The 23,225-nt window shown below is 70.4% G+C and carries 20 protein-coding genes; 8 read left to right on the top strand and 12 right to left on the bottom strand.

Annotated features, from left to right (window positions below):
- Positions 1-65 precede the first annotated feature (65 nt).
- The gene (locus tag ACYVIP_RS12465) at positions 66-1,556 is read left to right on the top strand and encodes an alpha/beta hydrolase (RefSeq protein ID WP_460395448.1); all 1,491 of its coding nucleotides are present in this window, start codon (positions 66-68) and stop codon (positions 1,554-1,556) included.
- Here the strand turns inward: ACYVIP_RS12465 and ACYVIP_RS12470 are convergent.
- From ACYVIP_RS12470 to ACYVIP_RS12500, 7 genes are read right to left on the bottom strand one after another with little or no spacing between them, the layout of a single operon-like run.
- Complete coding sequence (locus tag ACYVIP_RS12470) at positions 1,548-2,783, bottom strand: cytochrome P450 (RefSeq protein ID WP_460395450.1); 1,236 nt, start codon at positions 2,781-2,783, stop codon at positions 1,548-1,550. The two genes, ACYVIP_RS12465 and ACYVIP_RS12470, sit on opposite strands and share 9 nt — an antisense overlap.
- Entirely contained in the window at positions 2,780-3,286 is a 507-nt protein-coding gene (locus tag ACYVIP_RS12475; protein ID WP_460395452.1) for a PadR family transcriptional regulator, read from the bottom strand. Before ACYVIP_RS12475 ends, ACYVIP_RS12470 begins: the two co-directional genes overlap by 4 nt.
- A 47-nt stretch (positions 3,287-3,333) precedes the next feature.
- A complete protein-coding gene (locus ACYVIP_RS12480; RefSeq protein ID WP_460395454.1) occupies positions 3,334-3,756 on the bottom strand; it encodes a MaoC/PaaZ C-terminal domain-containing protein in 423 nt (140 codons plus the stop codon).
- Positions 3,743-4,747, bottom strand: coding sequence for an amidohydrolase family protein (locus ACYVIP_RS12485; RefSeq protein WP_460395456.1), 1,005 nt, complete (start codon positions 4,745-4,747; stop codon positions 3,743-3,745). The genes ACYVIP_RS12480 and ACYVIP_RS12485 overlap by 14 nt, the downstream gene beginning before the upstream one ends.
- Before the next feature lie 35 nt (positions 4,748-4,782).
- A complete protein-coding gene (locus ACYVIP_RS12490) occupies positions 4,783-6,147 on the bottom strand; it encodes a TrpB-like pyridoxal phosphate-dependent enzyme (RefSeq protein WP_460395458.1) in 1,365 nt (454 codons plus the stop codon).
- A gap of 15 nt (positions 6,148-6,162) precedes the next feature.
- Complete coding sequence (locus tag ACYVIP_RS12495) at positions 6,163-7,524, bottom strand: NAD(P)/FAD-dependent oxidoreductase (RefSeq protein ID WP_460395460.1); 1,362 nt, start codon at positions 7,522-7,524, stop codon at positions 6,163-6,165.
- 9 nt (positions 7,525-7,533) lie between these two features.
- Complete coding sequence (locus ACYVIP_RS12500) at positions 7,534-7,749, bottom strand: acyl carrier protein (protein WP_460395462.1); 216 nt, start codon at positions 7,747-7,749, stop codon at positions 7,534-7,536.
- 202 nt (positions 7,750-7,951) lie between these two features.
- Here ACYVIP_RS12500 and ACYVIP_RS12505 point away from each other — a divergent pair, with 202 nt between their 5' ends.
- Genes ACYVIP_RS12505 through ACYVIP_RS12515 form a run of 3 tightly spaced genes read left to right on the top strand, consistent with a single transcriptional unit; the run spans position 7,952 to position 11,888 of the window.
- Positions 7,952-9,079, top strand: coding sequence for an acyl-CoA dehydrogenase family protein (locus ACYVIP_RS12505; protein ID WP_460395464.1), 1,128 nt, complete (start codon positions 7,952-7,954; stop codon positions 9,077-9,079).
- A complete protein-coding gene (locus ACYVIP_RS12510; RefSeq protein WP_460395466.1) occupies positions 9,076-10,569 on the top strand; it encodes an amino acid adenylation domain-containing protein in 1,494 nt (497 codons plus the stop codon). The genes ACYVIP_RS12505 and ACYVIP_RS12510 overlap by 4 nt, the downstream gene beginning before the upstream one ends.
- Positions 10,566-11,888, top strand: coding sequence for a cation:proton antiporter (locus ACYVIP_RS12515; RefSeq protein WP_460395468.1), 1,323 nt, complete (start codon positions 10,566-10,568; stop codon positions 11,886-11,888). Before ACYVIP_RS12510 ends, ACYVIP_RS12515 begins: the two co-directional genes overlap by 4 nt.
- Here ACYVIP_RS12515 and ACYVIP_RS12520 read toward each other — a convergent pair.
- Both ACYVIP_RS12520 and ACYVIP_RS12525 read right to left on the bottom strand, forming a co-directional pair.
- Positions 11,809-12,744 (bottom strand): DMT family transporter, encoded by a 936-nt coding sequence (locus tag ACYVIP_RS12520; RefSeq protein ID WP_460395470.1) that lies wholly within the window; start codon positions 12,742-12,744, stop codon positions 11,809-11,811. The genes ACYVIP_RS12515 and ACYVIP_RS12520 overlap by 80 nt on opposite strands.
- 4 nt (positions 12,745-12,748) lie before the next feature.
- On the bottom strand, positions 12,749-13,393 hold the full coding sequence (locus ACYVIP_RS12525) for a response regulator transcription factor (protein ID WP_460395473.1): 645 nt from the start codon (positions 13,391-13,393) through the stop codon (positions 12,749-12,751).
- Between the two features lie 124 nt (positions 13,394-13,517).
- Between ACYVIP_RS12525 and pdxR the strand changes: the two genes are divergently transcribed.
- Positions 13,518-14,981 carry a MocR-like pyridoxine biosynthesis transcription factor PdxR gene (pdxR, locus tag ACYVIP_RS12530; protein ID WP_460395475.1) on the top strand — a complete coding sequence of 488 codons (1,464 nt, stop codon included), beginning with the start codon at positions 13,518-13,520 and terminating at the stop codon, positions 14,979-14,981.
- Positions 14,982-15,034: 53 nt separating this feature from the next.
- Here the strand turns inward: pdxR and ACYVIP_RS12535 are convergent, their stop codons facing one another.
- Positions 15,035-17,998, bottom strand: coding sequence for a family 16 glycoside hydrolase (locus ACYVIP_RS12535; RefSeq protein WP_460395477.1), 2,964 nt, complete (start codon positions 17,996-17,998; stop codon positions 15,035-15,037).
- A 429-nt stretch (positions 17,999-18,427) separates the two neighbouring features.
- Entirely contained in the window at positions 18,428-19,126 is a 699-nt protein-coding gene (locus ACYVIP_RS12540; RefSeq protein ID WP_460395480.1) for an Asp23/Gls24 family envelope stress response protein, read from the bottom strand.
- A gap of 206 nt (positions 19,127-19,332) precedes the next feature.
- Between ACYVIP_RS12540 and ACYVIP_RS12545 the strand changes: the two genes are divergently transcribed.
- The 3 genes from ACYVIP_RS12545 to ACYVIP_RS12555 are packed head-to-tail and all read left to right on the top strand — an operon-like array spanning position 19,333 to position 22,441.
- Entirely contained in the window at positions 19,333-20,598 is a 1,266-nt protein-coding gene (locus ACYVIP_RS12545; protein WP_460395482.1) for an acyl-CoA dehydrogenase family protein, read from the top strand.
- 46 nt (positions 20,599-20,644) lie between these two features.
- Positions 20,645-22,027: a phosphotransferase family protein gene (locus ACYVIP_RS12550; RefSeq protein ID WP_460395484.1), complete on the top strand. Its 1,383-nt coding sequence runs from the start codon at positions 20,645-20,647 to the stop codon at positions 22,025-22,027.
- 24 nt (positions 22,028-22,051) lie between these two features.
- A complete protein-coding gene (locus tag ACYVIP_RS12555) occupies positions 22,052-22,441 on the top strand; it encodes a VOC family protein (RefSeq protein WP_460395486.1) in 390 nt (129 codons plus the stop codon).
- On the opposite strand, the gene ACYVIP_RS12560 is transcribed toward ACYVIP_RS12555, so the two are convergent.
- Positions 22,438-23,214 carry a GntR family transcriptional regulator gene (locus ACYVIP_RS12560; RefSeq protein ID WP_460395488.1) on the bottom strand — a complete coding sequence of 259 codons (777 nt, stop codon included), beginning with the start codon at positions 23,212-23,214 and terminating at the stop codon, positions 22,438-22,440. The genes ACYVIP_RS12555 and ACYVIP_RS12560 overlap by 4 nt on opposite strands.
- Positions 23,215-23,225: the final 11 nt, after the last annotated feature.

Below are 23,225 nucleotides of genomic sequence, written 5' to 3' on the forward strand. Positions count from 1 at the left end.
CGGCGGTGCCGCTTTCCTCGCGCCGGGCCGTTGACGGTGGCCGGGGGCCTTATTACGTTGTGGCCGTGCTGCGTCATATCGCGCCCGTGGCGGCGATCCTGCTCCTGCTGGGCGCGGTGCCGGCGACCGCGACCGCCGAGTCACCGTCGCTGGTCTGGAGCCCGTGCGGCAGCACCCCGGACAGCCGGCTGGAGTGCGCGACGCTGCGGGTGCCCCTGAACTACCGAGATCCGGGCGGCGCGACCATCGAGCTCGCGATCTCGCGGCTGCCGGCGTCGGATCCGGCCCGGCGTCGCGGCGTGCTGCTGACCAACCCTGGCGGCCCCGGCGGCAGTGGGCTCGGAATGCCGGAGTACGTCCCCCAGTTGCTGGCCAGCCAGCCGGAGGTGACCGCGACGCACGACGTGATCGGGATGGACCCTCGGTTCGTCGGCCGGTCAACGCCGGCCACCTGCGGCCTCACGCCGGCGGAGATGACCACCGCGCACTGGCCGGGACCGGGCGGTTTCGACGCCGAGGTGGCCAGGGCCAGGTCCATCGCCGCCAAGTGCGCGCGGTCGGCCGGCGACGTGCTGGCGTACGCGACCACGGCGAACGTCGCCAGGGACGTCGACCGGATCCGGGCGGCACTCGGCGAGCAGAAGCTGTCCTACCTCGGGTACTCCTACGGCACCACCATCGGCCGCGCCTACGCCGCGCTGTTCCCTCGGCGGGTGGACCGCTTCGTCCTGGACAGCAACGTCCACCCGGAGTGGTCGGGCAGGCGGGCCGACCGCCAGTGGGGGCCGAACTTCGAACGGATGCTGGGGCTGTTCGGCACCTTCGCCTCGGCCAGGAACGAGACCTTCGGACTTGGCGCGGATCCGACCGCGGTGCGGGGCGCTTTCGACGCGCTGATCGACGAGGCGGCGGTCAGCCCGATCCCGTCCGGGGAGTTGCGGTTCACCGCGGCGGACCTCCGCGCGATCAGCTTCCGGCTGCTGTACGCGGAGAACCGGTTCACCCTGCTCGGCCGGTTCCTCGCCACGGTGCGGGCCCACCAGCCGCTGCCGGCCGACATCGCCTTCCTGGCCGGCCTCCGCTCCGACGCCGCGCCCCCCGGCGCGCCGGCGGACAACTTCGTCGCCGTCTTCTGGCTGGTCAAGTGTGGTGACCGCGCCTTTCCGCGCGACGTCGAGCGGTACCGGCGGGAGTTCGCGGCCGACAGCGCCGCCTACCCGTTCCTCGGGCCGGCCATGTCGAGCATCTCGCCGTGCGCGTTCTGGCCGGCGGTCCCGCGCGAGCCGCTGCCCTCGGCGACCGGCGGCCAGGTCTCCCTGCTGCTGATCAACTCCACCGGCGACCCGGCGACGCCCTACGCGGGCGCCCTGGCCACCCGCACGCTGCTGCCCCGGTCGCGGCTGGTGACCGTGCCGGTCAGCCACCACGCGGTGCTCGGCGAGTACCCCAACACCTGTGTCGAGCAGACGGCCGGCGGCTACCTCACCACCGGCCGGCTGCCCCGGCACGACGTGCGCTGCCCGGCCACTTCCGACCCGGGTACCGCCTCAGAGTAGGACGGGCACGCTCTCGACCCCGCCGGCGATCCGGTTGGTGCGTACGCCGATGTCGTCCACATCGACGGCGAGGCGCATCGTCGGGAAGCGGCCGAACAGCGCGGGGAACACCGTCCGCAGCTCGATGCGGGCGAGGTTCGCGCCGATGCACACATGGGCGCCGTGACCGAAGGCGACGTGCACGTTGGGGGAGCGGTCGGCGGTGAACGTGTTCGGGTCGGGGAAGGCGGCCGCGTCCTGGTTCGCGGCGTCGACGGAGACCAGTACGGCGTCGCCCCTGGCGATGCGCACGCCACCGATCTCGACGTCATCGTGGGCGTAGCGCAGCAGGCCGCCGGTGGAGCTGGTGGCCGACAGCCGCAGGATCTCCTCGACGGTCGGCTGCACCTGCCCGTCCGGGTCGGCGACGAACCGGTCGCGCCTGCTGGTGTCACTGAGCAGGAACAGGGTGCCGAGCGCGATCCGGGTCGAGGTGGTCTCGTGGCCGGCGAACAGCAGGCCGGCGGCCAGCCGGGACAGGTCCTCGTCGGTGAAGGTCGGGTCCTCGGCCTGCACCGTGACCATGTCGGTGACCACATCCGGTTGCGGGTCCTGACGTTTCACCGCCGCCAGGTTCGCGGTGTAGGCCATGAACTCCGCCATCGCCGCCTCGCCGTCGGCGCCGCCGTCGAGCAGCGCGATGCGTTCGGACAACTGGCGGAAATGGCCTCGGTCAGCGAACGGCACGCCGAGTAGTTCGCAGATCACCAGTACCGGCAACGGAAAAGCCAGCAGTTCGGTCAGGTCGACCGGCTCACCGGGGCGCGCGGCGTTCGCGGCGGCCATGTCGTCGAGGCAGCGCTGGGTGAGCTCGTCGATGTGCTCGGTCAACGCGCGCATCCGGTGGGCGGAGAACGCGGGCGCGAGCATGCGGCGCATCCGCCTGTGCTCGTGTTCCTCGGTGTCGTAGTTCCCGCTCGGCCCCGACTGCAGTGCCGCCCGCGAGATGCGGGCCGCCTGTTCCGGCGCGGGATGGGAACGGCCGAACCGGTTGTCCCGGAAGACCTCGCGGACGTTGTCGTAGGAGGTCACCAACCAGGCGAGGTCACCGGCCGGCGTGACCACCCTGGAGATCGGCGACCGGCTGCGCAGCTTGGCGTACAGGGGCGCGATCTCCAGCGCGTTGCGCCGGTCGAAGGGCAGCCGGGGCGCGTCGGTCTCCGGAGTGGTGGTCTCAGCGGCGGTCATCCAGGTTCCTCCATTTGGCGAAGAGTGTCCAGCCAGGTTCGTTCCTCGGTGAGCGTGCGACCGACCCGCGCCAGCACCGCGCGGCTCCAGGAATCGGCCTGCCGCGCGGCGATGGCCGCCAACCGGGCGGCCTCGGCGGCGATCGCGCGGTCGCGGGTGTCGAGCACCTCGGCGCGTTCGTCTGGCCGCAGCCAGCTGAAGTTCCCCACTCTGGCGAGGAACTCCTCGTCGTTGAGGGCCAGCTCCTCCGGGAAGTCGGCGAGCATGTCGTGCAACAGTTCCCGGCCGACCTCGGTGATCGTGTACACGTGCCGGGGCGGTTTGGCCTGCTGCTCCTCCGCGCTACGGGTCACGGCCGCGGCGTCGACGAACCGCCGCAGCGTCGGATAGAGCGAGTTGTTCGACAGGGCACGCCCGGCCGAGGCCTCCACCGCTTTGCGCAGCTCGTAACCATGCATCGGCTCCTTGGCGAGCCGGGAGAGCAGCAGGATCTCGATCCACACCTAAGTCACCGTAACCTAGTTTCGGGTGACCTCGCAACGACCGTGAGTCAACCTTTGCGCATCAGGCCGTAGAGCGTGGCGTGCAGAATCGGGAGGGCGCCCGCCGTGGTGAGCTCGGCGCGGGAACGGAGAATGCCGCAGTCGGGGCGGGACAGCGACGGCGTGACCCCGAGAACGGTGATCCGGCCGGTCAGCACGTCCCCCGGCCGGACCGGTCGCAGCCAGCGCAGCTCGTCCACCCCGGGGGAGACCTCCACCGCACTGTCGCGCAGTACGGCGTCGACGTAGAGGCGCATGAGAATCGCCGCGATGTGCCAGCCGCTGGCGATCAGGTCGTCGTCCTGGTCGCCGCCGAGATGGCGTGGCTGTGGGTCGAACTGGGTGGCGAACTCGACGATCTCGGCGGCGGAGACCGACCGGCTGCCCAACTCGAACACGTCGCCGACCTGGAAGTCCTCAAGATGGCGCACGCTGCCCCACCTCGAGCTCGGCCGCCAGCCGGGGGAACAGCGCGAGCACGTTGTCCCGGCCGACCAGGTTCTGGTCCAGCCCGGGAGCCTCGCCGATCCGGCGGCGGGTCGCGGCCACCACCGGGTCGGTCATGAACGGGAAGTCCGTGCCGAACAGGATGTGCGCGTCGTCGGTGACCGCGCGCAGGCACGCCAGCGCGCCGGCGCCGGCGGACTGCGCCGTCTCGTAGTAGAGCCCGGCGAGCTGCGCGCCGACGTCCTCGGAACCGCCGTCCCGGCCGGCGAGTACCCACGTACTGGCCAGCTCCAGTCGCCAGGACAGGTACGGGATGGTGCCGCCGGCGTGTGCCAGCACCACCCGCAGCCTCGGATACCGCCGCAGCGCGCCGGAGAACACCAGCTGGGCCACCGCGCGCGTGGTGTCCATGACGAACTCGACGAGCGGCGGCGGAACCCGCGAGGTCAGCTCCGGTCCCCCTCTGCAGGAACACCGGCTGGAGGGGTTGGGATGCAGGAACACCACCGCCGCGCGCCGGTCCAGCTCGGCCAGCACCGGCTCGAAGGTGGGATCACCGAGGTAGAGCCCGCCGGGCAGGCCGGCGCTGACCACCACCCCGTCCGCGCCGAGCTCGTCGAAGCCGTGGGCGATCTCGGCCAGGCTCGCCGGCACGTCCGGCAGGGGCAGCGTCAGCAGGGTGGCGAACCGGTCCGGCCGGTCCCGAACCACCGAGGCCGACAGCTCGTTGGCCAGCCGGACCAGTTCGCCGCCCTGCCCGCCGGGCAGGGCGGCCACCGGATCGGGCAGCAGCACCGACAGCACCGCCGCGTCGATCCCGTTGCCGTCCATGACGCGTAGGGAGTCGGCGAGGGTCCAGGTCGGCACCGGCACCCCCGGCGCCATCTCGGTGATCCCGTGCCGGCGCAGCGCGGCCGCCAGCTCCGGGTGATAGCTGTGGTGGTGCACGTCCACCCAGCCGACTCCCGCCGTCACCGGCGCGCCTCCTCATGGAGAATCATGCTGGCACCTCACACCTTTTCGGTGATGTTCGGGAGTTCGCCGAGCGACGCCTCGAGTTCGCCCGCCGGGATCTCGAAGTCCTCGAGCGTGCCGGCCAGGAACGAGTCGAACGCCGCCAGGTCGAAGTGGCCGTGACCGGAGAAGCCGAACAGGATCGTCCGCGCCTCGCCGGCCTCCTTGGCGGCCATCGCCTCCTGCACCGCGCCGCGCAGGGCGTGCGAGGACTCCGGTGCCATGACGAAGCCCTCGTGCCTGGCGAACCGGATCGCCTCGCGGAACACCTCGTTCTGCTGGTAGGCCCGCGCCTCGACGTAACCCTGGTCGTGCAGCAGGCACAGCGTCGGCGCGTCGCCGTGGAAGCGCAGCCCGCCGGCGTGGATCGGCGGCGGGATGAAGCCGTGGCCGACGGTCCGCATGTACAGCAGCGGACCGAGTCCGGCGGTGTCCGGGTAGTCGTAGCGGTAGGCGCCTCGGGTCAGCGTCGGGCAGGCGGCGGGCTCGGCGGCGACGAACCTGGTGTTCGGCCGTTCGCCGGACAACCGGTCGGCCATGAACGGGAAGGCCAGCCCGGAGTAGTTGGAACCGCCGCCGACACACCCGACGACCACGTCCGGGTAGTCGCCGGCCATCGCCAACTGCCGCTTGGCCTCGAGACCGAGCACGGTCTGGTGCAGGACAACGTGGTTCATCGCCGAGCCGAGCGCGAAGCGGGTGTCGTCGCGGCTGAGGGCGTCCTCGACCGCCTCGCTGATCGCGATGCCGAGGCTGCCCGGCGACTCCGGGTCCTTGGCCAGGATGTCCCTGCCGGCCTGCGTGCGGGTGGTGGGGGAGGAGAACACCTCGGCGCCCCAGTTCTGGATGAGCAGCCGGCGGTGGGGCTTCTGCTGGTAGGACGCGGCCACCATGTAGACGGTGACCTCGACGTCGAACAGGCTGCCGGCGAACGACAGCGCCGAGCCCCACTGGCCGGCGCCGGTCTCGGTGGTCACCCGGCGCACGCCCTGCTTGGCGTTGTAGTAGACCTGCGGCACCGCGGTGTTCGGCTTGTGCGAGCCGGGGGGAGAGGCCGCCTCGTACTTGAAGTAGATCTTGGCCGGGGTGTCCAGCGCCCGCTCCAGCCGTTCGGCCCTGACCAGCGGGGTCGGTCGCCAGATCCGGTACACGTCCTGGACCTGCTCGGGGATGTCGATCCACCGCTCCTGGGAGAACTCCTGCTCGATCACCGCCTGCGGCAACAGTTGCTCCAGGTCGGCCGCCTGCAGTGGTTCGTGTGTTTCCGGGTGTAGGTAGCCGGGCAGCGGCGTCGGCAGATCCGGCAGGATGTTGTACCACTGCTCGGGCATGTCCTGCTCACTGAGCACGAATTTCTTCATCACGGGTCCTTCTGCCTAGAACATCGGGTCGGCGGTCGGTGCGCGCAGCGTGCCCAAATGCTTGTGCCACAGGTGGTCCGGGTTCTGTTCCACCTCTTTGGTTATTTCCTTCATCTTGGTGAGCGCGGCGGGCACCGAGCCGTCCCACACGTCACCCTGCAACATTTTCAGTACGTCGATCCGGTAGCGGGGGTCGGCCACGAACGCGGTGAACAGCACGTTCAACCGGTAGTAGATGGAGATGAACTCGTACCAGTTCTTGACCGCGTTGCGCATCTTGGTCTCGAACCCGGTGAAGGCCTGCTTTCGGAACCCGCCGTTCTCCGCCGCCGCGATGATGTCGTACGACGCGATGCGCGCGCTGTTCATGGCGACGCTGACCCCGCTGGAGAAGATCGGGTCGACGAAGCGCGCGGCGTCGCCGACCATCAGCCAGTTGTCGCCGCAGATCTGCTTCATGGCGTAGCTGTAGTCGCCCTCCGGCTTGAACGGCCGGATCCGCTCCGCCTGGCGCAACGCGTCCCGCAGGTCGGGGCGGCTGCCGATGTAGTCCCAGAAGAACGTCTCCCAGTCGGCATTGGCCGCGGTGAAGTGCTTCTTCTGGGTCACCACGCCGACGCTGGTGACCGTGTCGGTGATCGGGATCTGCCAGACCCAGGTGTCGGTGATCGGCAGGAAGTGGATGAAGATGAAGTCGGTCTGCTCCTTGTCCGCCGACAGCGCCGCCCGGTCGAGCCCGTCGAACCAGGTGTGCACGGCGTACTGGTTGAAGACCGGGTCGGGCACCTTGACCCGCAGTTGCCGGCCGAGGAAGGTCTGCCGGCCGCTGGCATCGACCACCATGCCGACCGGGACCGACACCTCGCGCCGTCCCATGGAGAACACCACCTTCGGCGGTGTGTCGTCCAACTGGACGCGCGCGACGCGGACCCCCTGGTAGACCTTGGTGCCCAACGACTCGGCGTGCTGCAACAGCAACTGGTCGAACAACCCCCGGTCGACGTGGTAGGTGTACTCCTGGGTCACGCCGGGCTGCTCACGCAGGTTGAACTGGATCTCGGCGTTGCGGAACCCGTGCGAGAGCTGGTATCCGAGATCGGGGATCTCGCCGGAGACCGCCGAGGTCCAGGCCGCGCCGTACTTGCGGGGGAACTCGCCCTTGCGGGTCAGGTCACCGTTGTCGATCTTCGACAACGCGCCGATGTCGGCCAGTACCGGTGTGGTGGCCGGGATCAGCGACTCACCGACATGCGGTCTCGGGAAGACCTCGCCCTCGAAGATCACGCACCGCAGACCCGCCATGGACAGGTACGAGGCGATGGTCGAGCCGGCAGGGCCGCCGCCGATGATCCCGACGTCGTAGTCCACATCGGACACAGTGCCTCCTTATCGGTCGTCGCGTAGGCCGACGACCAGCGCGGTGATGCTGTTCAGGTCCTTGAAGTTGGCGCCGACCAGTGACTCCGGCGGCACGTCGATCCCGAACTGGTCGCGGATGAAGCCGACCAGCCGGGTGGTGCTCAGTGAGTTGAGAATTCCCCATTCCAGCAGCGGCGCGTCCGGTTCGATCGTGTCGACGCTGGCGTTCAACACTTGATCCACCAACCATTTTCGGATTGTGTCAAGCACCTCTGGATCAGACATACGGCCGATGCTAGCGACCACGCATGCTGGTCGACCTCCGTCGAATCGCTGAATTCGCTCCTCCCAAATGACCTGACACTTGTGGTGAGGACGGTGTTCGAAAGATGGCGGCACATCGGTGGAGGACGGGACCGGCGCAATACTCATAGCATCGCCAGTCGTGGATTTCGAATGGTCGGCCGAACAGGTCAGCACGTACCAGCGGATCGTGGAGAGGACCAGCGAATGGCCACCCCCGGCCGGACCGTTCCTCAGTCGTGCCGACTGGGCAAGGTGCGCTGAGCTCGGCCTGGTCGGGCTGAGCGTGCCGAGCGGGTACGGCGGCCAGGGACACGGCTTCCTCACCACCGCGAGAGCAGCCGAGGCGTTCGGCCGGGGCAGCCAGGACATGGGGCTGGTGTTCGCCGCCATGGCCCACCTGTTCGCCTGCGCCATGCCCATCGCCGAACACGGCGGCGAGGAACTGCGCGCGCGGGTACTGCCGAAGCTGTGCTCGGGGGAGTGGATCGGCGCCAACGCGATCACCGAGGACGGCGCGGGATCGGATGTCACCTCGGTGGCCACGCGGGCCGTGCGCGACGGCGACGGCTACCTGCTGACCGGCACGAAGACGTTCGTGAGCAACGGCCCGATCGCCGACGTGTTCCTGGTCTACGCCAGCACCGACCCCGAGTTCGGGCACCTCGGGCTGAGCGCGTTCGTCGTGCGTAGGGACACCCCCGGGCTGACCGTCAGCGAGCCGTTCGCCAAGCTCGGCCTCGGCACCTGCCCGGCCGGCACCGTCACGCTGGACGGCTGCCGGGTCGAGGGCGGCGACCGGATCGGCGCGGAAGGGCGGGGTGCCGCGATCTTCCAGAGCTCGATGCGCTGGGAACGCACCTGTCTGTTCGCCGCCTACCTCGGCCAGGCCGAGCGGCTGATCGAGCGGTGCGTCGCGCACGCGAGCACCCGCCGCCAGTTCGGCCGGCAGATCGGCGCCAACCAGGGCGTCTCCCACCGCATCGCGCGTCTGCGACTGGGCCTCGAGTCGGCCAGGTTGCTGCTGTGGCAGGCATGTTGGCGGCTGGACAGGGGCGAACGGGCGGTGCTGGACACCGCGATGGCCAAGCTCGCGGTCAGCGAGGGCGCGGTGGACACCGCGCTGGCCGCACTGCGGATCTTCGGCGGGGCGGGCGTCCGGGTGGACGCCGGTATCGAACGCGAGCTGCGCGACGCCCTGCCGAGCACGATCTTCTCCGGAACCTCCGAGATGCAACTCGAACAGATCGCTGAGGAGTTGGGCCTGTGAGACTGCACGAGCTGGTGGCCATGAGCGCGCGGCGGAGCCCGGACGCGCTGGCCGTGGTGACCGCCGACGAGCAGGTCAGCTACGCACTGCTCGACGACGAGGCGAACCGGGCGGCCAGCATGCTCGCCGAGGCCGGGGTCGGCCGAGGCGACCGGGTGGCGCTGTGGTTGGACAAGTCGGTACAGGCGGTCGCCGCGATGCAGGGCGTGCTCCGGCTGGGCGCCGCCTATGTGCCGATCGACCCGCTCAATCCCCTCGACCGGGCGGCGGCGATGATCAGGGACTGCGCTCCCCGCGTGGTGCTGACCGACCCCGACCGCGCGGCGCTACTGCGTGCCGTCGGCGTGCGCGCCGCGTTGTTGACCGAGCGCCCGCCGCCGACCGTGCCGGCCGAACCACCGCCCGACCCCGGGACCGGCGATGACGACCTCGCCTACATCCTCTACACCTCCGGCTCGACGGGAACGCCGAAGGGCGTCTGCGTCTCCCACCGGAACGCGCTGTCCTTTGTGGACTGGATGGCCGGCGAGCTCGGTGCCCACCAGGCCGACCGGTTCGCCAACCACGCCCCGTTCCACTTCGACCTGTCCGTACTCGACCTCTACGTCGCCTTCCGCGCCGGCGCGTCGGTGCACCTCATCCCGCCGCAGCTGGCCTACGCACCGAGCCTGCTGGTCTCCTTCGTCGAGGACAACGAGATCACGGTCTGGTACTCGGTCCCGTCGGTCCTGGTGATGATGGCCCGCGACGGCGGCCTGCTCGCGGCCCGGCTGCCGGCGCTGCGGGCGGTGATCTTCGCCGGCGAGCCGTACCCGATCGGACATCTGCGCAGGCTGCGCGCCCACCTGCCGGCCGCCCGGTTCCTCAACCTGTACGGCCCGACCGAGACCAACGTGTGCACCTGGCACGAGGTGACCAACGCCGACCTCGCCCCGGAACGCACCAGCCCGGTGCCGATCGGACGGGCCTGCTCCGGTGACCGCGTGTGGTCGGTGCGGGCCGACGGCACGCGCACGGCACCCGGCGAGGAGGGCGAGCTGGTCGTCGCCGGGCCGACGGTGATGCTCGGGTACTGGGGCCGGCCGCCGACCGACGGGCAGCCCTACCGCACCGGCGACCGGGTCGTGCGGCGTGTCGACGGCGGCTACGAGTACCTCGGCCGGCGCGACGGCATGGTCAAGCTGCGCGGCCACCGCGTGGAGATCGGCGAGATCGAGGAGGTGCTGCAGACCCACCAGGACATCGACGAGGCGGTCGTCGTGCTGGCCGGCACGGGTCTGGACTCCCGGCTGGTCGCGTTCGTCGTGCCCGCGACCGGCGGCGCGGGACCGAACCTGCTCGAGGTCAAACAGCACTGCGCGGCCGGGTTGCCCAGGCACATGATCGTCGACGCGGTGCGTCCCGTCCCCGAGCTTCCCCGTACCGCCAACGGCAAGATCGACCGGCGCGGACTGTCGGCGCTGGCCGACGGGCTGGTGACCGCCGGATGACCCCGCCCCCGCCGCTCGCCCCCGACCAGGTGCTCATTCTGCTCGTGCAGCTGGCCGCCCTGCTGACGCTGGCCATCGGCCTTGGCCGGCTCGCCGGTCGGCTGAACCTGCCGCCGGTGGCCGGCGAACTGCTCGCCGGTGTGCTGCTCGGCCCGTCCCTGCTCGGCCAGCTGAGCCCGTCGGTGCAGCACTGGCTGTTCCCGGCCGACGCCGCGCAGGCCAACCTGCTCGACGCGATCGGCCTGCTCGGGGTGCTGTTGCTGGTCGGGGTGGCCGGCGCGCACGTCGACCTGGGGCTGGCCAGGCGCAGAATGGCGGTCGCGGCCAGCGTGAGCATCGGCGGTCTGGTGGTGCCGCTCGGCCTGGGCATCGGGGTGGCCTACCTGGCACCGGCCTCACTGTTGCCGGCACAGCACGACCGCCTGGTGTTCGCGCTGTTCTTCGGCGTCGCGATGGCGGTGTCGGCGATCCCGGTGATCGCCAAGACCCTGGCGGACATGCGGTTGCTGCACCGGGATGTCGGCCAGTTGACGCTGATCGCCGGGATGGTCAACGACATCGTCGCCTGGTTCCTGCTGTCGGTGGTCTCGGCCATGGCCACCGTCGGCCTCGCGGCCGGACCGCTCGCCCGGTCGGTGGCCTTCCTGGTCGGCTTCGTCGTGCTGGCCGCGGTGCTCGGCAGACCGTTGGTGCGCCACGCGATGCGGCTCGCGGCCCGCTCGGCGGATCCGGCGCCCAGCATCGCGACCGCGGTGGTGATCGTGCTCTGCGGCGCCGCCGCCAGCCACGCGATCGGCCTCGAACCGGTCTTCGGCGGGTTCGTCGCCGGCATCCTGCTCGGCTCGCGCCGGCTGGTCGACCCGGCACGCCTCGCTCCGCTGCGCACGGTCGTGCTCGGCGTGCTGGCACCGATCTTCCTGGCCACCGCGGGGTTGCGGATGGACCTCAGCGTCCTCGGCGATCCCGGCATCCTGCTCGCCACCGTGGTCGTGCTGGTGGTGGCGATCGTCGGCAAGTTCGTCGGGGCCTACCTCGGGGCGCGGGTGGGCAAGCTGGGGCACTGGGAGGGGCTGGCCATCGGCGCCGGCCTGAACGCGCGCGGTGCCGTCGAGCTGATCGTGGCGTTGGTCGGCCTGCGTCTGGGCGTGCTGGATGTCGCGGCGTACACGGTGATCGCGCTGGTCGCGGTGGTCACCTCACTGATGGCGCCGCCCGTGCTGCGGGTGGCGATGGCCCACATCAGTCAGAACGCCGAGGAACGGCTTCGTCAGTCCGATCAGCGGGACTGGACAGATCCGGCTCCCGCCCGGACGACCTGACCGGCGCGTACAGCCCGACCAGCAGCCCGACGACGACCACCAGCACCCCGAGCAGGTCCGAGCCGCTGACCGTGCCGGTGCCCAACGCCAGCACCCCGACGATCGTGCCGATCGGGAGGAAACCGGAGAACAGCCCGGCACGGTCGGCCCCCAACCGGGGCAGGGCGTCGTACCAGCAGTAGAACGCGAACGCCGTGACCACCACCGCCAGGTAGCCGAGCGCGACCGTCTCGGTCGCGCTCGGCGCGCGGAGGATCTCGGTCGGGTCGGCGAGCAGGGCCGCGATCAGCAGCAGCGGGACGGCCGCCGCCGCCGAGTAGGCCGACACCCGCAGCGCCCCGAGCTTGGGCAGCAGCGGCACCGCCAGCAGGGAGAACCCCACCTCGCCGGCGAGCGCGCCGATGGCCAGCAGCACGCCGAGCGGGGTCGCGCCGCCGAGCCCGATCGTCAGTCCGGCGCCACCGGCGACCACCACCGCGGCCGTCACCACCCTCGGCGACGGCCGCTGTCTGTTCGACAGCGGTACGACCAGCGCGAGCACGATCGGCACGGTGGCCACGATGGTCCCGACGGTCGCCGGTTCGGCGTGCCGGGTGGACTCCACGATGAACACGTTGAAGGCGGCCAGCCCGGTGGCGGCCAGCGCCACCACGAGCAGCACGTCCCGGCGCGTCAACCGGACCTTCGGCAGGCCCTTGAGCCGGATCAGGAGGAACAGCAGCAGCGCGCCGGCGGCGTAGCGCACTGCCTGACCTCCGTAGACCGGATAGCTGTGCAGCTGCGGTGAGACGGCGGTGAGGGTGCCGACGCAGAACATCGCCGTGGCGGCCCCCACCATCCCGCGCGGGCTTGGCATGCGGTCACCCATGCGCGGTGGCCAACCGGTATCGCGGCGGCATCCCGTCGATATTCTCGCCGACCTTGACCAGCCCTTTCTCGTAGGCATATATGACAACGCAGGCCCGGTTTTTCAGGCTCAGTTTGTTGAGCAGGCTCTGAACGTGAGACTTTATCGTGCTCTCGCTGAGTCCGAGCCGTTTCGACATCTCGGTATTGGTGCAGCCCTTGGCCAGCAGCCGGAGCACGTCCAGCTCGCGGCCGGTCATATTCTGCGTCGCCGCTCGTCCGGAGCGTGCCGGCGAGGCCTCGACCTCGTCTTCGCTGACTATCGAGTAACCGGCGGATAACATGCGGATCGCCGAGGTCAGCTCGTCCGGGCGGACGCTGCTTGGGAGGAGGCTCATGGTGCTGTCCTGCGGTGCCCGGGGTGCGGGTACCGCACGTACGTCGATGACCGTGAGGAAACGGGGAACCGGCCCGGGGTGGCCGGCGGTGATCATGCGGGTGGCCGGGACCGAGTCCTGGCAGTCGTGCAGGTGCCCGACGACAACGACGGCGGGTTGGGTTCGCCGAATTTCGGTGACCGCGGCCACACTGTCCGCCACCTCGCCTACCACCGACATATCAGCGGTGTTCTCGACAATTTCCCGCAGGCCGATCCGCATTATCATGCGGTTCTCCGCGAGTAATACCCTGATATTCTCCGGTGCCATATTTTGTCGCACCAACTGGCCCCCTCTTTCATATTCAATGGCGGCGCCCCGTTCAGATAGTACGCGATTGCCCCAGATGGATGTAGACCAGTTCACCCCTGAATGGGAGGACCAGATGTGGCGACTACAGGTCACGCTCCGGCGAGACCCCGGCAACCCACTGCGTGAGCAGCTGCGAAGCGTGATCCGGCAGAAGATCAAGATCGGCGAGCTGCGACCAGGGGTACGCCTGCCGTCCACGCGCATGCTCGCCGCGGACCTGCGGTTGGCCCGCAGCGTCGTGGTCGAGGCCTACCAGCAACTGATCGCCGAAGGGTATCTGACGTCGGCCAACCGGTCGGGCACGTGGGTGGCGGACCTGGCGCAGTCCTCGGCCGAGCCGGACGCGCTGCCGCTGGCCGGCGCGCCCGCCCTCGACCCGCCCGTGCGCTGGGACTTACGCACCGGACTACCCGACACCGGTGCCTTTCCCCGCAAGGAATGGCTGAGCTGCCTCGCCGAGGTCGTGCGGACGGCGGGCACCAGCCAGCTCGAGTACCCGGCGGTGGCCGGCGTCGCCGAGTTGCGCCGTGAGCTGGCCGCCTACCTCGGCCGGGTGCGGGCGGTCCGCACCACCCCGGAGCACGTCATGATCACCGCCGGGTTCGCCCAGGGGCTCGCGGTGCTGTGCCACACGTTGCGCCAACAGGGTCACCTGGCGATCGCGGTGGAGGACCCCGGCCATCCCGGCGAGCACCGGTTCATCTCCGGCACCGGCCTGCTCTGTGTGCCGGTGCCGGTGGACGACGAGGGGATCGACGTGGCCGCCCTCTTGGCGAGCGGGGTACGGGCCGTGCTGGTCACGCCGGCACACCAGTTCCCGACCGGGGTGGTGCTCTCCGCCCGCAGGCGGGCCGAGCTGCTCGACTGGGCGCGGCGGGTGGACGGGCTGATCATCGAGGACGACTACGACGGCGAGTACTGGTTCGACCGCGCACCCCGACCACCCGCCATGCAGGGCATGGGGCCCGACCACGTGGTCTACGGCAGTTCGGTCAGCAAGACGCTCGCCCCCGCGATGCGGCTTGGCTGGTTGGCGGTGCCACCTCGGTGGATGCCCTCGGTGAACCGGGTACGGCACCAACACGACCTCGGAACGTCCACATTGGACCAGCACGCCTACGAGCTGTTCATCCGCAGCGGCCGGCTCGACCGGCATCTGCGGGTGATCACCAAGCGGTACCAGGCGCGGCACGAGGCGCTGCTCAAGGCGTTGGCCAACGAGCTGCCGCAGGCGCGGCCGACCGGCGTCGCCGCCGGGTTGCACGCGATGATCACCCTGCCGCACGGGGTGAACGAGCAGAGTGTGGTGTCCGCCGCGGCGGAGCGTGGGGTGCTGGTGCGCGGCGTCGGCTACTTCGTGCGGGAGCGGACATCGGCCGCGGGCCTCATCATCGGGTTCGCCAGGCATTCGAGTGACCTGCTGGCCGCGGCGGTCACCGAGGTCGCCGACACGGTGCGCGCCGTGACCAGGACCGTCTCGCCGAACAGCGTGGCCTGAACCCGACCGTCGGCTGCCCGGCCACACTGGCCGGGCAGCCGACGGTCGACCCACTACAGGCGTTCGATCCAGATGTCGCGGAAACGGGGGTTGGCACCGGGATCATTGTGGTCCTGGAGCCGGATGTGGCCGGGCGCCGGATCCTCCGGCTTGCCTGCCCCCGTCGGGCCGTCGATGGCCACGTTGTTGTGCACCACCCTGCCGTTCCACCTGAGGGTGACCCGCGCGTCCGCCACCTTGGTGCCGGCCGCGTCGAACCTGGCCGCGTGGAACTCGATGTCGTAGGTCTGCCACTGCCCGGACGGTCGCCCGGCGTTCACGTCCGGCGCCTTCTTCAGGTAGATGGCACCCGCGCCGTTGTTGGCCGGTGGCAGGCCGAAGGTCTCCAGCACCTGGAGCTCGTAGCGCTCCTGGATGTAGACACCGCTGTTGCCGCGTGCCTGGCCGGTCACCTCCGGCGGGTACTCCGGCTCGTACCACTCGACGTGCATCCGGAAGTCGCCGTACTTCTCGCTGGTCCGGATGTCGCCGCCGAGCGACTCCACCGAGCCGTCGGCCACCGGCCAGGTCGCCGGGGCGCCCGCCGTGGTCTCCCACGCGTCCAGGTTCGTCCCGTCGAACAGGGTGGTCCGCTTGGCCGGCGTCACCGTGATCTTGTCGAGATTGACGTGGCCGAGGTCGGTGTCCTCGTAGCGATAGGAGATCGTGTTGGCGCCCGCGCGCAGCGGCACCGTCTCCACGTGGTCGGCCCAGCTGTTCCAGGCGACCGTGCTGGCCAGCCAGACCTGTTTCACCTTGGTGCCGTTGACGTACAGGCTCATCGACCTCGGCGTCGGGCTCGGGTCGTTGTTCTGGCCGTTGGCGTACCGCAGCCTGATGTCGTGGCGGCCGGCCTTGTCCGCGGTCACGGCGAACGTCGTGCTCGCCCCGGGTTCCCAGTTGCGGTCGACGAAACCCGCGCCGGAGTAGCCGGTGTGGTTGGTGTTCCACCCGGTGCCGCCGGCGAGCTGCGCGGCCTCCGCCTCGTACTCCGGCGGTGCCGTCGTGCCGTCGGGCAACGTGTTGAGCGTGTACCAGGCCTCGGTGCTCCACAGCTCGGCGCCCGACGCCGAGGAGAACGGGCGCGGCGAGTGCACGTACACCACGTGCCCAGGCTTGAGCCCGGCCAGCTTCAGCGTCACCTTCGTGCGGTCGGCGGACAGCGTCGCCGAGGTGACCGTCACGTCCTCCTGGTCGATCTTCGGACCGCCGTACTGCGGGGTCGCCACGTACCGCCACTGCTCGGCCCGGTACTTCTCGGCGAGGTCCTGCGCGGTCTCGTCGGACAGGGGCTGGGTGTAGGTCAGCTCGAAGCCGCCGTCGATCGCCTTCATGGCGTGGATGTCGAACGCGGTGGACTGGTCGAAGGAGAGCTTCTGCAGGCCGAACTTGAGCTTGCCCGTCTGGCCCCAGTTCCCCTCCCAGCCGATGCCGCCGGTGTAGATGGCCCCGTCCGGGCCGAGGCTGATCCGGCTGACCCCGGACTCGAGCCCCTGGGTCATCCGGAACACCGCGCCCTGGTACTCGCCGCCGACCTTCTCCAGGTAGGCGCGCTGCAGGCCGCCGTAGGTCACGTCGCCGAACACCAGCTGGCCCTTGAACGTCCCGTTCGGCAGCACGAGCGGGTTGCTCGGCGAGTTGGAGATCTCGCCGTGCGGCATCCAGAGCACGGGCTCGGTCACCGGCTGGTCGTCGTAGGGGCCGTCGGGGTTGGTGTGGTGGTTGTAGAAGGCGCCCTGCTTGATCCGCACCAGCTTCGAGGTCGGCACGTACATGCCCTGGTTGTCGGTGACGAAGATGTCGTTGCCCGGACCCCAGCCGATGCCGTTCGGGGTGCGCAGTCCACCGGCCACATAGGACACCTCACCGGTGTCCTTGTTGATTTTGAGGGTGGACCCCCGGTTGGGCACCAGCTGCGGGTCGGCGGTCGCGCCGCCGGGCACCATGGCGATGCCGGTGGTGACGTAGAAGTAGCCCTTGTCGTAGAGCAGGCCGAACGCGAACTCGTGGTAGTTCCCACCGAACGGCCAGGTCGCGATCGTCCGGTACTCGTCGGTGACCTCGTCGCCGTTGGTGTCCACGAGCGCGGTCAGCCCGTCCTTCTCGGACACGTAGATGGTGCCGTCGACGTACTTGAGCCCCATCGGCTCCTCGAGGTTCGTGGCGATCTTCTTGGGAGCCACCCGGGAGGGGTCGGTGTCCCCGGTGACGTTCTCGATGAGGTACACCTCGCCGAGCACGGACTCGCGGTCCCCGCCCCAGGTGCTGATGGCCAGCCTGCCGTCGGGCAGCCAGTCCATCCCGGTCACCTGCGGCTCGAAGCCGTCCGGGCGCAGGTTCGTCAGCGTGTAGTCGGGGTGCACGTCGTTGAGCGGCAGCCCGTCGCCGGGGGAGTCCGTGACGCCCTCGCACTCCTTGCGTCCCGGCGAGGTGACCCGCGTGACGTCCGCGTCGGTGCTCAGCGCGCTGGTTGGCACGAGCGTGAAGCCGTCCGCGCCCGGCGGCTGCCACTCGAGTTTGAGGCGTTGGTCGAACTCGCCGTCGAAGTGGTCGATGCGCAGCGCGTGTGGGCCCGAGGTGAGCGTGGTCGACCCGTCCTTGGGGGTCGCGCCGTGGCGGCCGGGATGGTCGACGACCGTGCCGCCGTCGAGCAGCAACCGGGCGCCGTCGTCGCTGGTGATCCGGAAGTGGTACTCACCAGGGGTGTCGATGTTGAGGTAGCCGCTGACCTCGGTGACGAACTTGTCGGTCAGGCCGAAGTCGGCGCTGGTGGTCCAGTCGATCGTCGGCATGAGCTTGTCGACGTTGGGCGTCTGGCCGGTCTTGAGCGTGCAGTAGTCGTCGAGGATGACCTGCACGTCGAACACCCGCATCGTGATGCCGGGTTCCTGTGGCGGGATATCGGGTTGTGCGGAGGCGCTGACCGGAATGATCAACACCGTGGTGACCGCGGCGAGCAGGGCGACGGACAGCCGCATGGACCTTCTCCCTCGGGAGGCCGTACGCGCGCCACGCTCCGATGCGTGGACACTGCGTTACCTCACAGCAGAGGCCAACTTTCGTCATAAGTCAACAAAAGTCAGTCAGAAAAACACAAAAGACTCCATTGAGAGCAACGAGGTCTGCGGTAAGTGGGCCGAATCAGTTCGGTGTGGAGGGTTCGATGGGCCCGGGAAAGGCCTTGCCTCGGGACTGTCACGTCAGCGGCGCGGATCATCCCATGTCGGCGGGGTTCGTCGGCGCGTGCGCGCCCTGGCCGGGTGGCCGGGCGGATTTCGGCGAGGGCGACTGCTGGCGGGGAACCAGGGAGGTCACGCTGAGTCAACATCGTGGCTCGGGCTCGGTCGAACCCGGGAACCTGGTCCCTGGCGGCCGTGCGCCGAGGACCAGGTCCGCATCGACCTTGGTCAGGCGGTTTCCGGGTAGTGGACGTCGCTGACGTGGATGTCCACCGCGGCGACGTCGAGGCCGAGGAACTGTTCGACGGCGTCGATCACGTCGATCCGGATCCGCTCGGCCAGTGCCCTGACCGGGTGGCCGAAGGTGACCACCAGCGCGATCCTGATCGTGGCGGTGTCGCCGTCGACCGCGACCGAACTGTCCTCCTCGTCGAGGCGGTGCACGCCCTCGATCTTGCTGGCCACCACGCGCACGACCGTCGAGACGACCCCGTCGCCGATCGTGGTCGTACCGCGCGTCGCCGGCGCGGTGCCTGCGGCGGCCTCGGCGACATCGGTGGCCTCCGGCTCGGCCACGGCCTCCGGCTCGGTCGGTGCGGCGGCGTCAACCGGCTCGATCACGCCGGTCTCGACATCGGCCGGTGCGTCACCGGACTCGCCGGCCGTCGCGGGAACGGGGGCGTCGGCGTCTTCCTCGCCGTCTTCCTCACTGCCGCTGTAGCTGGCGTCCGCGGCGTCCCCGTTGGTGTCGTCGGCGGTGTCGTCCTCTGCGGTCGGGTTGGTGGCTTCGGGGTCGGTGGCCGGTTCCGTCTCGGCGTCGATCGTGGTGGTGTCGGTGACGATCGGGGCGGTGGCCGCGGCCTGCGCATCGGGTGTGGCGTCGTCGTTCCTGGCGTGGTCGAGGTAGGTGTTGGTGATCTCGGACATGGCGGCGGACCCCTTTCGGGAGCGATGGCGTTCGCGGGGTGGGGGAGTGGGACGGCGCCATGATAGGGGGCACGACGGAGCGCGTGATCATCATCCCCGTTTCGAGATTCCCTTGTGTCCCAACGATCCAGCTCACCCTTCCGCGGACACCGGTCGGGGTGCCATTCTCGGTGCCGTGCTCACCGCGCGATCGTTGAGGAGGGCGAGTGGACTTCGAACTTCCCGCCGAGCTGGTCCGGCGGCTCACCGAACTCGACGCCTTCATCGAGCGGGAGATCACCCCGCTGCAACGGGAGAACGACAACGACCGGTTCTTCGATCACCGCCGGGAGTACGCCAGGACCGACTTCGAGAACGGGGGAGTGCCCCGGCCGGAATGGGAGGAACTGCTCGGTGAGATGTATCGCCGCGCGGACGCCGCCGGGTGGATGCGGTACGGCCTGCCAGGGGAGGTCGGCGGCTCCGACGGCAGCAACCTCGACCTCGCCGTGATGCGCGAACACCTGGCGCACAAGGGGCTCGGGCTGCACAACGACCTGCAGAACGAGTCGTCGGTGGTCGGCAACTTCCCGTTCGTGCACATGATGTTGGCCTACGGCACGGCCGCGCAGCGGGAGGAGTTCCTGGAGCCGATGCTGAACCGCACAAAGCGGGTCGGGTTCGGGCTGACGGAGCCGGACCACGGCAGCGACGCGACCTGGATGGAGACCACGGCGACCAGGGCCGGTGACGACTGGGTCATCAACGGCGCCAAGCGGTTCAACTCGGGCATGCACTCGGCCACCCACGACGTCGTGTTCGCCAGGACCTCCGGCGAGCCGGGGGACGCACGCGGTATCACGGCGTTCATCGTCCCCACGGACAGCCCGGGATTCTCCGTCGACTTCCACTGGTGGACGATGAACATGCCGACCGATCACGCGGAGGTCGTCCTGCGCGACGTTCGGGTGGCCGGCACGGCGGTCTTCGGCGAGGTGGGCCTCGGGCTGGCCGTGGCGCAGATGTTCGTGCACGAGAACCGGATCCGGCAGGCGGCCGCCAGCGTCGGCGCTGCCCAGTACTGCGTCGACCGGAGCGTGGACTACGCGCGGCGGCGCCACACCTTCGGCCAACCGCTGGCCACCCGGCAGGCGATCCAGTGGCCGTTGGTGGAGTTGCAGACCGAGGCGGAGCTGGTGCGTGGCCTGGTGCGCAAGACCGCCTGGGAACTGGACCGCGTGCCCCACCTGGAGATCAGCGACAAGGTCTCGATGTGCAACTACCGGGCCAACCGCCTGGTGTGCGAGGCCGCCGACCGCGCGATGCAGGTGCACGGCGGTCTCGGCTACACCCGGCACACGCCCTTCGAGCACATCTATCGCCACCACCGCCGGTACCGGATCACCGAGGGCGCCGAGGAGGTCCAGATCAGGAAGGTGGCCGGCTACCTGTTCGGCTTCGCCGGACCGGGGAAGCGCGCGGTCGACCCCTGAGTGTCGACTGTGGACGGACAACGACACCCGGCGGGAGAACGGCGTCATGGTTGACCTTCACGGCCAAGGGGGCACCGGCGAGCTGGCCGGGCTGCTCGGGCGGCGGCTCGGCGGCGTCCTCGGCCACCCGGTCGACATCGACGACCTGCGCAGGCTCACCGGTGGCGCGAGCCGGGAGACGTGGTCGTTCCGCGTGCTCGCCGAGGGGCGCCCGCCGCGACGGCTGGTGTTGCGGCGGGATCCGCCCGGCGATGCCCGCGCCGAGGGGATGGCCAGGGAGGCGGCCGCCATCGCGGCGGCCGCGCGCGCCGGCGTCGCGGTGCCCTCGTTGGTCGACGCGGACAGCGATCCGCGGCCGCTCGGCGCCCCGTACCTGATCACCGAGCACGTCGACGGTGAGACGATCCCCCGCAAGCTGCTGCGCGACCCGGGATTCGCGCGGGCCAGGAGCGGGCTCGCGGCCGAACTGGGCCGGACGCTGGCCGGCATCCACGCCATTCCGGTCGACACCGTGCCGGGGCTGGCCGCCGTCGAGCCACTGGAGAGCCTGCGCCAGACCTACGACGCGCTCGGCGAGCCACTGCCGGTGATCGAGGTCGCGCTGCGGTGGTTGGCCGACCACCGCCCGGCGGCCGTGCCGCCGACCGTGGTGCACGGGGACTTCCGCACCGGCAACCTCATCGTCGACCAGCGCGGCCTGCGCGCGGTGCTGGACTGGGAGCTGGTCCACCTCGGCGACCCGAGGGAGGACCTCGGGTGGTTGTGCGTCAAGTGCTGGCGTTTCGGGTCCGCGCTGCCGGCCGGCGGGTTCGGTACCGTCGAGCAGTTGCTCGACGGTTATGCCGAGGTCGCGGGGGAGCGGCCGGACGCGGAAGCCGTGCGCTGGTGGCAGATCTACGGCACCGCGTGGTGGGCGGTCGGCTGCCGGGAGCTGGCCGAGCGGCACCTGTCCGGGGCGACGCCGTCGGTCGAGCTCGCCGCGGTCGGCAGGCGCGTGTGCGAACAGGAGCACGACCTGCTGCTCGCGCTCGGGTTGCCCGCCGAGCCGGCCGCCGAACCGGGGACGTCCTCGGCACCGGAGGCTGGCCTGCACGGCCGGCCGACGGCCGAGGACCTCGTCGCGGCGGTGGCGATGTTCCTGCGTGAGGAGGTGATGGCCGGCACCGATGGCCGACTGAGCTTCCTCGCCAGGGTGGCCGCCAACGCCATGGACATCGTCGGGCGGGAGCTGGTGCTCGGTCCCGAGCAGCGGCGCCGGCACCACGAGCGGCTCACCGCCATGGCGCAGACCGACCAGGCCGGGCTCGCGGCCGCCATCCGCGCCGGTGCCGTCGACGCCGCGGACCCGGCGCTGCTGGCCGCCATCCGGGCCACGGTGACCGACCGGCTCACCGTGGCCAACCCCCGCTACCTGTCCCATCCCGACTGAGCACGGGCTGTCATCGTTACGTCCATGGCGTTCCTGCAACTCACCGCGATCATCGTCGAGGACTACGACGAGGCGATCGCCTTCTTCACCGAGGCCCTGGGTTTCGAGCTGGCCGAGGACTCGCCGGCCACCACCAACGACGGCCGCCCCAAGCGTTGGGTGGTCGTCCGCCCGCCGGGCGCGGAGACCGGCATCCTGCTCGCCCGCGCCGACGGCGAGCGGCAGCTCGCCGCGGTCGGCGACCAGCACGCCGGCCGGGTCGGCTTCTTCCTCCGCGTCGACGACTTCGACGCCAGCTACCAACGCATGCGCGCCATGGGCGTCGAGTTCGTCACCGAGCCCCGGACCGAGCCCTACGGCCGGCTCGCCGTCTTCCGCGACGTCGCCGGCAACCGCTGGGACCTGCTCGGCTAGGTGATGACGGCGCGGAACTGGTAGCGGTCACCCCGGTAGGCCTGGTCGGTGAGCTCCAGCGGATGGCCGTGCTGGCTGTAGGTGAGCTGGCGCGCCATGAGGACCGGGACGGACGTGCCCTCCAGTTCCAGCAGCCGGAGCTCCTCGCGGTTGGGCGGCCGCGCCTCCACCGCGTACTCGGCGCGGCGCGGGATCTGGGGCGGGTCGGCGGTCAGCAGCGTGGCGTAGAGCGAGGCCTGGGTGAAGTCCGTGGTGTCCAGGTCCGGGCACAGGGCCAGCGGCAGCCGGTTGTGTTCCAGCGTCACGACCATCCCGTTGAGCGAGCGCAGCCGCCGCATCTCGAACAGGTCGGCGCCCGGTGCGATGCGCAGGCGTTGGGCCTCCCGGACCGTGCACGGGCGGACGTGGGACAGCAGCACCCGCGTGCTGAGCGGAATGCGGTGTTTGCGGGCGTGGTCGGCGAAACCCTCGACATGGGCGGTCGCGGTCGCGGCGGTCACCTCGCCCGCGACGAACCAGCCGCGGGCGGGCGCGGCCTGCACGGCACCGCGTTCGGCGAGGAAGGCCAGCGCGGAGCGCATCGTCACGCGGGAGGCGCGGTAGCGCTCGGCGAGGACCCGTTCGGACGGGAGGCGGTCGCCGCTGCGCGCGCCGTTCGCGCGCAGGTCGTCCCAGAGCAGGCCCGCGATCCGCTCGTACAGCGGGACCGACGCCGGGTCGAGGGCGCCGCGGGGGAGTTCGAGGGGTCGGAGTCCTCGGTCTGACCCTGGCATACCAGTATGAT

This window comes from Actinophytocola sediminis, assembly GCF_054779715.1.

Excerpts from the sequence above, each read along its gene's own strand:
- ACYVIP_RS12490 (WP_460395458.1), bottom strand. The coding sequence starts at position 6,147 with ATGAAGAAATTCGTGCTCAGTGAGCAGGACATGCCCGAGCAGTGGTAC.
- ACYVIP_RS12525 (WP_460395473.1), bottom strand. The coding sequence starts at position 13,393 with ATGCGGATCGGCCTGCGGGAAATTGTCGAGAACACCGCTGATATGTCG.
- ACYVIP_RS12470 (WP_460395450.1), bottom strand. The coding sequence starts at position 2,783 with ATGACCGCCGCTGAGACCACCACTCCGGAGACCGACGCGCCCCGGCTG.
- ACYVIP_RS12515 (WP_460395468.1), top strand. The coding sequence starts at position 10,566 with ATGACCCCGCCCCCGCCGCTCGCCCCCGACCAGGTGCTCATTCTGCTC.
- ACYVIP_RS12540 (WP_460395480.1), bottom strand. The coding sequence starts at position 19,126 with ATGTCCGAGATCACCAACACCTACCTCGACCACGCCAGGAACGACGAC.
- ACYVIP_RS12560 (WP_460395488.1), bottom strand. The coding sequence starts at position 23,214 with ATGCCAGGGTCAGACCGAGGACTCCGACCCCTCGAACTCCCCCGCGGC.
- ACYVIP_RS12520 (WP_460395470.1), bottom strand. The coding sequence starts at position 12,744 with ATGCCAAGCCCGCGCGGGATGGTGGGGGCCGCCACGGCGATGTTCTGC.
- ACYVIP_RS12555 (WP_460395486.1), top strand. The coding sequence starts at position 22,052 with ATGGCGTTCCTGCAACTCACCGCGATCATCGTCGAGGACTACGACGAG.
- ACYVIP_RS12550 (WP_460395484.1), top strand. The coding sequence starts at position 20,645 with ATGGTTGACCTTCACGGCCAAGGGGGCACCGGCGAGCTGGCCGGGCTG.
- pdxR (WP_460395475.1), top strand. The coding sequence starts at position 13,518 with ATGGATGTAGACCAGTTCACCCCTGAATGGGAGGACCAGATGTGGCGA.
- ACYVIP_RS12535 (WP_460395477.1), bottom strand. The coding sequence starts at position 17,998 with ATGCGGCTGTCCGTCGCCCTGCTCGCCGCGGTCACCACGGTGTTGATC.